The organism is Tannerella forsythia (genome assembly GCF_003860135.1).
Classification (GTDB): domain Bacteria; phylum Bacteroidota; class Bacteroidia; order Bacteroidales; family Tannerellaceae; genus Tannerella; species Tannerella forsythia_A.
The window spans coordinates 1-10,265 of sequence record NZ_RQYN01000069.1 but is presented as its reverse complement, the minus strand read 5'-3'; the positions used below and the strand labels follow the sequence as shown (position 1 = coordinate 10,265).

General features: G+C 49.0%; 7 protein-coding genes. 4 read left to right on the top strand and 3 right to left on the bottom strand.

All coding sequences use genetic code 11. The annotated features are described in order from the left end of the window. Nucleotides 1-1,090 precede the first annotated feature (1,090 nt). The 3 genes from EII41_RS12430 to EII41_RS12420 all read left to right on the top strand — a co-directional run bounded on the left by EII41_RS12430 (nucleotide 1,091) and on the right by EII41_RS12420 (nucleotide 5,517). Nucleotides 1,091-1,867, top strand: coding sequence for an ADP-ribosylglycohydrolase family protein (locus tag EII41_RS12430; RefSeq protein ID WP_124790849.1), 777 nt, complete (start codon nucleotides 1,091-1,093; stop codon nucleotides 1,865-1,867). Nucleotides 1,868-2,105: 238 nt separating this feature from the next. Beyond that, nucleotides 2,106-3,593, top strand: coding sequence for an IMP dehydrogenase (locus EII41_RS12425; RefSeq protein WP_124752543.1), 1,488 nt, complete (start codon nucleotides 2,106-2,108; stop codon nucleotides 3,591-3,593). Nucleotides 3,594-3,627: 34 nt separating this feature from the next. Continuing rightward, nucleotides 3,628-5,517 carry an ABC-F family ATP-binding cassette domain-containing protein gene (locus EII41_RS12420; RefSeq protein ID WP_124790848.1) on the top strand — a complete coding sequence of 630 codons (1,890 nt, stop codon included), beginning with the start codon at nucleotides 3,628-3,630 and terminating at the stop codon, nucleotides 5,515-5,517. Nucleotides 5,518-5,522: 5 nt separating this feature from the next. Here EII41_RS12420 and EII41_RS12415 read toward each other — a convergent pair whose 3' ends face one another. Continuing rightward, nucleotides 5,523-6,809, bottom strand: a complete 1,287-nt coding sequence (locus tag EII41_RS12415) for a M64 family metallopeptidase (RefSeq protein ID WP_124790847.1) — start codon at nucleotides 6,807-6,809, stop codon at nucleotides 5,523-5,525. Between the two features lie 129 nt (nucleotides 6,810-6,938). Here EII41_RS12415 and EII41_RS12410 point away from each other — a divergent pair, with 129 nt between their 5' ends. Beyond that, the gene (locus EII41_RS12410; protein WP_124790846.1) at nucleotides 6,939-7,565 is read left to right on the top strand and encodes an NUDIX hydrolase N-terminal domain-containing protein; all 627 of its coding nucleotides are present in this window, start codon (nucleotides 6,939-6,941) and stop codon (nucleotides 7,563-7,565) included. Here the strand turns inward: EII41_RS12410 and mscL are convergent. Continuing rightward, nucleotides 7,562-7,978, bottom strand: coding sequence for a large-conductance mechanosensitive channel protein MscL (mscL, locus tag EII41_RS12405; protein ID WP_124752547.1), 417 nt, complete (start codon nucleotides 7,976-7,978; stop codon nucleotides 7,562-7,564). The genes EII41_RS12410 and mscL overlap by 4 nt on opposite strands. A 62-nt stretch (nucleotides 7,979-8,040) precedes the next feature. Further along, nucleotides 8,041-9,354: a Na+/H+ antiporter NhaA gene (gene nhaA, locus EII41_RS12400; RefSeq protein ID WP_124790850.1), complete on the bottom strand. Its 1,314-nt coding sequence runs from the start codon at nucleotides 9,352-9,354 to the stop codon at nucleotides 8,041-8,043. Between the last annotated feature and the right edge of the window lie 911 nt (nucleotides 9,355-10,265).

The window sequence follows — 10,265 nt, the reverse complement described above, 5'->3', positions numbered from 1 at the left end:
GTAGCCAACACCTCAACGCCCGCAAGGGCATAACAATTAACAATTGACCATTGACAATTAATATATGTCAGGCTTTCAGCCCTCCCAATGGGTGCAACCTTTTTCCCCAACGCTCCGCTTCGCTCCACATTGGGCTGAATTATCACGCCCCTGCGGGGCTGTTACAACATTCAGCGTAATTAATTGTCAATGGTTATTCTTTACTACTCTGACTACCTTTTGACTACTTTGCTACTTAACTACTTTGCTCCACTTTTCACTCTTCGTTTTTCACTTTTCACTTACTTGTGTTCGTAATTCGTCATTCGTAATTCGTAATTGTTGCAGCCAACCCCTCACCCCCCGCAGGACTGATCGCAGAATGCTGGCTGACCATTAATCATTCTCTTGAACATCTTATCCATTTCATCTGTTACAAACAGTGTATAGCTCTGCCTCTTTTCAATCCGATATGAGAGCATAGAAAAGAACGCATAAGGTAAAAAATGTTTATTTTGAACAATAATTCTATTCGATGCAGCGTTTTGATATAAAGTTGCATCATGCAAGTAAAAGCATAAAAAAATGAAGGCATTGTTATTATCTTTTTTCGCTGTGATTTTGTGTTATGCTCTGTTTTTCGACAGAGAAGAACAGCTAACTCCCGTGGATGAGATGAACTATATGATCCCTGCGGAAGCCCATGAACATATCCACCTGTCGGATTCTACCGTATATTATGCGAAATGTATCAATCCTCATTTTTAACGGATGATCAACACGCTTTTTCCGTGACATAAACATACGTTTTACCGGTTGAGTAGAGAATACACTTCACCCCAAAAAGCGCCATTCTCCGGCGAAAGCGATTAACCTGCAAACGATACAAACAGAAAAAATCTTGCTAAAAGAGCTCGCTTGAGTAAATTCACCATGTATATTCATTTGTTTGTGATAAATTTTATATCTTTGCAGCGGATGGGGGTGTGAATCGGATTCCCCCCGACCCCGCCTTGGGACTTTTCGAAAGATGAGTCCCATTGTATTTAAAAGCCTCATTCAAAAACTCAAATACAGAACAGTAAGACCTCATTAACAAAACGACACAGAGATGTTAGGAGCAATCATAGGAGATATCGTCGGGTCACGATTCGAGTTCAATAACACGAACCAAACAAACTTTACACTGTTCACGCCGGACTGCAACTTTACCGACGACACGATTTGTACGGTCGCTGTAGCCGATGCCTTGCTGAACGGTTCGGATTTCGGAGATACCATACACCGATGGTGTAGGAAATACCCCTACCCGACGGGAGGTTACGGCGGTTCGTTCGCACGCTGGGTACATTCCGACATCCCGAAGCCGTACAACAGCTTCGGGAACGGTTCTGCCATGCGCGTTTCTCCCTGCGGATGGCTTCCGACACGGCAAGACGTACTGAGCCAAGCCAAACGGTCGGCCGAATGTACCCACAATCATCCGGAAGGCATCAAAGGGGCAATGTGTATCGCCGATTGCATCTATCATGCCCGCGTCGGGGCTGATAAGTCCGAGATGGTAGCATTAGTCACGAAAGAATATACCTATCCGCTTGACATGACGTGTCATGAGATCAGGCGGATGAACACGTTCAACGAGACTTGTCAAGTAACCGTTCCGCAAGCGATTGTCTGCTTTGTCGAAAGCACGGACTTTGAAAGCGCCATACGGTTGGCCGTTTCTATCGGCGGCGACAGCGATACGATCGCAGCCATGACCGGAAGCATCGCCGAAGCATACTACGGTATACCCCAAAACATCAAGCGGAAAGCGTTAAGTTTGCTAACGCCCGAAATGCAAGAAGTGATCGCCCCATTCAAACAGCAATATAAAAAGAAAACCTAAGGTTAAACAACCGGAAGATCGGGGGTAAGACGTAAACAAGACGCTTTGCCGTGGCAGACACAAGCTGCCGGTATCGGACAGTTTGCGTTTTTCCATAAGATGCGTTACTAATTGACCGGACGAAAAGAATGCGTCCGAAAAAGGCCCTACATCGGCGCGTGCTCCGGCGTCTCTTTTTGCATATTTGAGGAAAAGCGCTACTTTTGTACAATTTTTTTCGTCTCAAAACTTATAGATTATGGCTGTTTATTTAGAAGATGTATCCAGAACGTTCGGGGAATACCTCCTTATTCCCGGTCTGACGACCAAACAATGTACTCCCGCGAATGTATCACTCAAAACACCGCTGGTGAAGCACCATGCCGGAGAGAAACCGCTTATCGAGTTGAATATTCCGTTTGTATCGGCCATCATGCAAGCCGTTTCCGGACCCGAGTTGGCCATCGAGTTAGCTCGCAACGGAGGGCTTTCATTTATCTTCGGATCGCAACCTGTCGAAAGTCAGGCCGAGATGGTTCGCAAAGTCAAGAAATTCAAGGCGGGCTTCGTTGTCAGCGACTCGAACCTGACACCGGAACATACGTTGGCCGACGTCGTCAAGCTCGTCAAAAGCACCGGACACTCGACGATCGGCATTACGGACGACGGGACGTCGAACGGCAAGCTGCTCGGGATCGTCACCAGCCGCGACTACCGGATCGAAAAAGACAGCCCGGACATGAAGGTCAAAGAATTTATGACCCCGTTTCCCAAACTGATTGTCGGAGAATTAGGGATCACGCTGAGCGAAGCCAACCAAATCTTGTGGGAGCATCGTCTCAACTCACTGCCCATTATCGATAAAGACCAGAAACTGGCCTACTTCGTCTTCCGGAAAGATTATGACAGCCATCGCAATAACCCCGACGAACTCTCGGACGAGACGAAGAAGCTCCTCGTTGGCGCCGGGATCAATACGCGCGACTATAAAGAGCGAGTGCCGGCACTCGTCGAAGCAGGTGTCGACGCTCTCTGCATCGACTCATCCGACGGCTATTCCGAATGGCAACAAGAGACGTTGCAATGGATCAAGAGCCGCTACGACATTCCGGTAGGCGCGGGAAATATCGTCGACGAAAAAGGTTTCCGCTACCTCGTCGACGCGGGCGCCGACTTTATCAAGGTCGGTATCGGAGGAGGTTCGATCTGTATTACCCGCGAACAAAAAGGGATCGGACGCGGACAGGCCACAGCGCTGATCGACGTGGCTCAGGCACGCGATAACTACCTCAAAGAAAAGGGTATCTATATCCCGATTTGCAGCGACGGCGGACTGGTACATGACTACCACATGACCCTCGCTTTAGCCATGGGGGCCGATTTCCTGATGATGGGACGCTACTTCGCCCGCTTCGACGAATCGCCCACGCAGACCCTGCGCATCGGTAATAACTACGTCAAAGAATATTGGGGAGAAGGCTCGAACCGTGCCAAAAACTGGCAACGCTACGACACGGGCGGAGCGGAAACGTTGAAATTTGAGGAAGGTGTTGACAGTTACGTGCCCTATGCCGGCAAGATGAAGGACAATCTCGAAATCACGCTCGGAAAAATCAAGGCTACGATGTGCAGCTGCGGCTCCATCACGCTTAAGGAGCTTCAGCGCGATGCCCGGATTACGTTAGTATCGTCGACCAGCATCGTCGAGGGCGGCGCGCACGACGTTATCCTCAAAGAACAAAGCTGAGCACCGTAACTTTTCGCACACCGTTACGCACACAATGACACCGTTTCTACAGGTCGATCATCTGACGAAGAGCTTCGGCGATCTGGTACTCTTCGAAGACATCTCGTTCGGCATCGCGCAAGGCGAAAAAGTCGGGCTGATCGCTCCCAACGGGTCGGGAAAAACGACGCTGCTGCAAATCATTGCCGGAAAAGAAGGGTATGACAGCGGCAGCATCGTGTTCCGAAACGACGGGCAGGTGGCCTGGCTGGAACAGTCGCCACAGTACCCCGACGAACTGACGGTGCTGGAAGCCTGCTTCCATTCATCCAACCGCACCGTGCAGCTCATTGCCGAGTATGAGGCGGCCCTTGCCTCCAATGCCGATGCGGAACGAATGGAAACGCTTATCACCCGCATGGAACAGGAGAAAGCGTGGGACTACGAGCGGAAAGCCAAACAGATTCTCACCGAACTGAAAATAAAACATTTCGACCAGCCGGTCGGCACTCTTTCGGGCGGACAATTGAAACGTGTCGCTCTGGCGAACGTGCTGATTACCGAACCCGATCTGCTCCTGCTCGATGAGCCGACCAATCACCTCGATCTCGAAATGGTGGAATGGCTCGAGAACTACCTCAACCGATCGTCCCTCAGCCTGCTGATGGTCACTCACGATCGCTATTTCTTAGACCGTATATGCAGCCGGATCATCGAGATAGACCACAAGTCTCTCTTTTCGTACAAAGGTAATTATGCGTATTACGTCGAGAAAAAAACGGAGCATACGGCGGCCGGCCACGCGGAACTCGCACGAGCCAATAACTTGTATAAAAAAGAATTGGAATGGATGCGGCGTCAGCCGCAGGCACGCGCCGGAAAGGCGAAATACCGTATCGATGCGTTTCACGAACTGGAAGAGAAAATCAAGCAGAAACGCGAGGCCGGCAATGTCAAGCTGAATGTCAAATCGGCCTATATCGGCTCCAAAATCTTCGATGCGGTGAATGTCTGCAAACGGTTCGACGAGCTGCGTATTCTGGAGAGTTTCAATTACACGTTCGCGCGATACGAGAAACTGGGCATCATCGGACAGAACGGAACCGGCAAATCGACCTTCATCAAGATGCTGATCGGCGACGTCGCTCCCGACAGCGGACATTTCGACATCGGTGAAACCGTGCGTTTCGGCTATTACAGTCAGGACGGATTGTCATTCGACGAGAACGCCAAAGTCATCGACATCGTACACGATATCGCCGAACACTTGACCCTTGGCGACGGAAAAACGTTGACGGCATCGCAGTTTCTCGGGCATTTTCTTTTCCCGCCGGAGAAGCAGCACAATTACGTGTATAAACTCAGCGGAGGAGAGAAACGAAGGCTATACCTCTGCACCATCCTGATGCGTAACCCGAACTTCCTCGTGCTCGACGAACCGACGAACGACTTCGATATCGCCACGCTGAACGTCCTCGAAGAATATTTGCGAAGCTTCAAAGGTTGCGTGATCGTCGTCTCGCACGATCGCTATTTTATGGATAAGGTCGTCGATCATGTACTTATCTTCCACGGCAATGCCGAGATTCAAGATTTCCCCGGCAACTACACCCAGTATCGCGAATGGAAGGAAGAAAAACTGCGCCGTGAGCGCGAAGAGGCCGAAGCATCCCCGAAACCGGCAGCGGGAACAGAAGCTTCGACATCACGTCAGCGGACGAACGACAAGCGTCGGCTCTCATACAAGGAACGGATGGAGCTGGAAGCGCTGGAAAAAGAGATCGAAGCCCTCGAAGCCGAAAAACAAGCGCTCGAAAACGCGTTATGCAGCGGTACGCTCTCCGTCGATGAGCTGACCGAGAAATCGAAACGTCTTCCCCTACTCAACAACGAGCTTGACGAAAAATCGATGCGCTGGCTCGAACTGAGTGAAATCGAAGGATAACGCGTCTACTTGTCGGAGAGATAATCGATCATCTTTAGAATCGCGCGTCGACAGGCTGGGCAGAACGGATGATAGTCGCGCATCATGCAATGTACCATCGGACGGTAAATCCCCTTAGCGACATAGCCTCCCCCTTCATATACTCCCGCTTTTTCTTCGTTTCCCTCGGCAGGCGTGGGGACAGGAGTCTCTTCCGATAACAAATCCTTCCATTTGGAATCAAAATCTACCAGCGTGGTGATATTAGGCTCCCACGGTTCGAGTTTCACGTTGTAAAAATCGCTATATGCCACTTCCGATTCGAAATATTCGTCGGCCAGACCGGCAAAGCTGTGTCCCAACTCATGCACAAACACTTTCGCCGTGCGTTCGTGATCGGCCGTCCCCATCGCATAATAGTTGTAAATGCCTCCACCGCCATAATCGGACGAGTTGACGAGGATAAAAATCGCGTCGCAAGGCACGTTCCACAACGCATCACGGATCGATTTCATATCCGAAGTGGTCAGGTAACGATCCAGACCGAATGTATAAAACCCGGATCCGAAAGCCGTATTCCGATAGACGCCTTTGCCGGAAAGATCCGTGCCCGACTCTTCGGAAGGTACATGGACTGCCCACACATTGAAGTCCGAACGGCGAGCGTCGTAAGGCGGAGTAGCAAACAGCAACTCCATAAAACGCCGCGCATCCGCTTCGAATTTACCCATTTCGGCTTCCGTATATCCTTCGGGAAGAAACACCAGATCGACTTTTTCGGCTGTATCCCCCTCATCTTGCAAGCGCCTAACCGGATGGTTCTTTAACCCGCCGCGATCGATAAAGATACTCTGCGGATCGACTTCGATTCTCAGAAGCGGATAAAAGCGGTTATCGGCTTTACTGCGTGCCGACAGTTCTACTTCGACCGGTTGTTTGGGATACGGCATGGAGAAACTGTTCGTCCACGATTGCGGTTGTTTCTTGGCCTGCTCCGTCGTACGCCATTCTTCAAACAGCGTATTGAATCCCCGACTGTATATCAATTCCTTTGTCGCCCGGTCATAAACCTTGACATCATATCCGCCATAACCGAACGGATCGATCAGATTCTTCTTCGGACCACCCCAGAGAGGCTCTTCACGAAGTTGTTGCAATGCCGCGCGCTGTTCCTGCGCATCACCGCTGAGCGCAAAATCCACACGGAGACGCTTGGGTTCGAAATATTTGTCGAACGCGTCTTGTGAAAAAGCAGTCAGGCTGCAAAGAGCCAACCCGATGATGGCGGCCACGTTATATACAGATGTTCTCATATTGATTGTTATTCATGTTTATGTCACGTCTTTTCTATGGATATTTTTTCCTCACCCGGTTTTTGTGGCAAAATTAGAAAATAATCTGAATTTTGCACCGTTTAAAAATCAAACTTATTGGATTACTCAATGGAAAAAAGAAACGAACTCATCATACTTGCCCAGCGTATCCGGGCGCTCTCGCAAACCGGACTGGCTTATTCGGCCAATGAATACGAAATCGACCGTTGTCAGGAGTTGATCGAGATAAGCAACCGTATCACCAGCATTGCCAGTGGTATCAGGGAAGAAGAAATCGATGCCTGCTATCTTCCGGCCAAAGAATACGTAACGCCGAAAGTCGATGTCCGGGCCGTTGTTTTCAACGAAAAAGATGAGATTCTGCTGGTACGCGAGAAAGCGGATGGCCGTTGGGCTATGCCCGGAGGATGGTCTGACGTGGGTTACACGCCTAAAGAAGTAGCCGTAAAGGAAACCAAGGAAGAAACAGGGCTTAACGTGCGTGCCGAACGTTTGCTGGCCGTCGTCGACAAACGATGCCATCCGTATCCGGCCGGTCCGTTCTATATCTACAAAATGTTTATTCTTTGCGAGGTCTTGGGAGGGACATTGTCCGGTTCGTTCGATATTCTCGATCAAGGTTTTTTCGCTTTGGATAACTTGCCGCCGTTATCCTTAGACCGCACGATACCGGAAGACATCCGGATGATGGACGAACTTCGCCGTCACCCGGACGCACCGGTCTACATGGATTAATTCTTCTTCAGCAAATCGCGGATTTCCGTCAGAAGTTGCACATCGGCAGGAGGAGCAGCCGGGGCTTCCGGAGCTTCTTCTTTTTTTCTTTTGAACTTATTCACGGCCTTCAGCAACATGAAAATAGCAAACGCGATAATCAGGAAGTCAAAAACGACCTGAATAAAGTTCCCATAGCCTAATACCACTTCGGGCGAAATCACTTCTTCCCCCTGCATAACAGCCTGTTTCAAGACAATCTTCAGATCGGAGAAATTCACGCCTCCGATAAGTAAGCCTAACGGAGGAGTTATCAAGTCTGCGACAAACGAAGAAACTATCTTTCCAAAGGCACCGCCGATTACGATACCAATCGCCATGTCCAACACATTGCCGCGCATGGCAAACTCTTTAAATTCTTTAACAAATCCCATGTTCAATAATAATTTAAAATGAATATATACAATTATCGACTCTCGATAAAAGTTTCTTTTTTCTACTCTTCCGGTTTCTCCTCATGAGGAAGAACACGTTTCAAATAGAAGTATCCGCATAGTCCCGAAACCAACGATCCGGCAAAAATTCCCAGCTTAGCTTCGTTCAGCAGCACCGGTCCGATCTCGGGCAATGAGGCGAACGAAAGATTGGCGATAAATAAAGAAACGGTAAAACCGATCCCCCCCAACATCGAAACACCCAACATGCCTTTTTTCGTGAGACCTTGCGAAACCGAAACAAGCCCCGTCTTCACCGCGACATAGACAAACAGGAAAATCCCGACGGTCTTGCCCACCAACAACCCCAAAAAGATGGCTAAAGGTATCGTTAATAAGGCCGAAGGATCAAATCCTTCGAAGCGTACGCCGGCATTGACAAAAGCGAACAGCGGAAGAATAAAATAGCTGACCATCGGGTTGAGCCGGTGTACGATTCGTTGCAGCGGACTGACCGTATTGCTCGAAATACGATGTATATTGCTTAATATCAATATTTGGCCGGGACTCAACACCGATGCACGCCGGGAATGCTTGACTTGAGAAAAATCCAACAACGACAAATTCTCCTTCATTTCTCCGGCAAATTCGTCGAGCTTAACCATCGGCCGGGCCGGTACCGTAAAGGCAACCATCACTCCCGCAATGGAAGGATGTATACCCGACTCGAGAAACAGCAGCCAGACGATAAAACCGCCGACATAGTAAAACAATACATTATTAATATTCAATCGTCCGCCAAGATATAAGCCGGCCAGCAGAACGACCGAAATCAACAAAGGAGTCACAGCAATATGGCCGCTGTAAAAAAGCGCGATCACAATAATTCCGCCGATATCGTCGACAATGGCCAACGCGGTCAGAAAAATTTTCAGACTCAACGGCACGCGTTTCCCGAAGAGTCCCAAGACGGCGAGGGCAAACGCAATATCGGTGGCCATGGGGATGGCCGCTCCATGCGATTCGGGATGTTGATGACAAATCGCGAAATAAACGAGCACCGGTACAATCATCCCCCCGCAGGCAGCAATCACCGGCAGCAACGCTTTTCTGAACGAACTTAGCTCGCCTACCAAAATTTCTTCTTTAATTTCCAACCCTACGACAAAGAAGAAGATCGCCATCAAGGCATCATTCACAAAAGCCAACAACGTCATCGGTTCTCCATGATGCGCAAAAAACATAAAGTCGCCGAAACGAAGATCGATGGGAAAGTCGAGAAAACGGTAATATCCTTCGCCCCAAGGAGTATTAGCCAATATAACGGCTGCAATGGTGGCAACAAACAACAACAAGCTCGCATTCGGCTTTTGCATGACTAAATGGCTTAACGGTTTTAATTTTATCACGGCCAAGTTCTTTTTTTCGTTAGTAATCAAACAGCTATATAATTTTCGTGACAAAAATACAAATTATATTTTAATCGCTATTCGTTATAAGATAGAAAAATCGTATCAGGCAGGAATATCCTACGTTTTTCAAACCGTAGCGAGCATGCACGGCCGTGTGTCATAACATTGCATTTTGTCAGTTTTCAGCCGTCAGCCGTCAGCGGTCAGATAAACCACGAGAGGCACGCCGTAGAGACGCAATTCATTACGTCTCTACGGCGTATACCCTCATACATGTTGTGTATCGCGGAATTGGGGTTTAACCTCCGAAGACCAAAATCGAACCTCGGAAGGGCATCGTTGGACTTCGGAAGAACAAATTTGAACCTCGGAAGAGCAACGTTGGACTTCGGAAGAACAAATTTGAACCTCGGAAGAGCATCGTTGGACTTCGGAAGAACAAATTTGAACCTCGGAAGAGCAACGTTGGACTTCGGAAGAACAAATTCGAACCTCGGAAGAGCAACGTTGGACTTCGGAAGAACAAATTTGAACCTCGGAAGGGCATCGTTGGACTTCGGAAGAACAAATTTGAACCTCGGAAGAGCAACGTTGGACTTCGGATGTCGATCCCCTACCCTTGCGAGATGGCGCTGAAATAATTCGGCCCTTCAGCCCTTTCGGACAATGGTCAACGGTTATTCTTTACTACTCTGACTACCTTGCTCCATTTTTCACTTTTCACTTTTCACTTTTCGTTTTTCACTTTTAATTATTCGCTTCTCAAACTCTTCACCGGATTGGCATTCGCCGCACGCCAGTTTTGAAACGTCACCGTGCCGAAGGTCACCAAAGCCACTACCGCGAACGACAGCGCGAACACCCACCAGTAAAGC

Excerpts from the sequence above, each read along its gene's own strand:
- EII41_RS12430 (WP_124790849.1), top strand. The coding sequence starts at position 1,091 with ATGTTAGGAGCAATCATAGGAGATATCGTCGGGTCACGATTCGAGTTC.
- EII41_RS12425 (WP_124752543.1), top strand. The coding sequence starts at position 2,106 with ATGGCTGTTTATTTAGAAGATGTATCCAGAACGTTCGGGGAATACCTC.
- EII41_RS12420 (WP_124790848.1), top strand. The coding sequence starts at position 3,628 with ATGACACCGTTTCTACAGGTCGATCATCTGACGAAGAGCTTCGGCGAT.
- EII41_RS12415 (WP_124790847.1), bottom strand. The coding sequence starts at position 6,809 with ATGAGAACATCTGTATATAACGTGGCCGCCATCATCGGGTTGGCTCTT.
- EII41_RS12410 (WP_124790846.1), top strand. The coding sequence starts at position 6,939 with ATGGAAAAAAGAAACGAACTCATCATACTTGCCCAGCGTATCCGGGCG.
- mscL (WP_124752547.1), bottom strand. The coding sequence starts at position 7,978 with ATGGGATTTGTTAAAGAATTTAAAGAGTTTGCCATGCGCGGCAATGTG.
- nhaA (WP_124790850.1), bottom strand. The coding sequence starts at position 9,354 with ATGCAAAAGCCGAATGCGAGCTTGTTGTTGTTTGTTGCCACCATTGCA.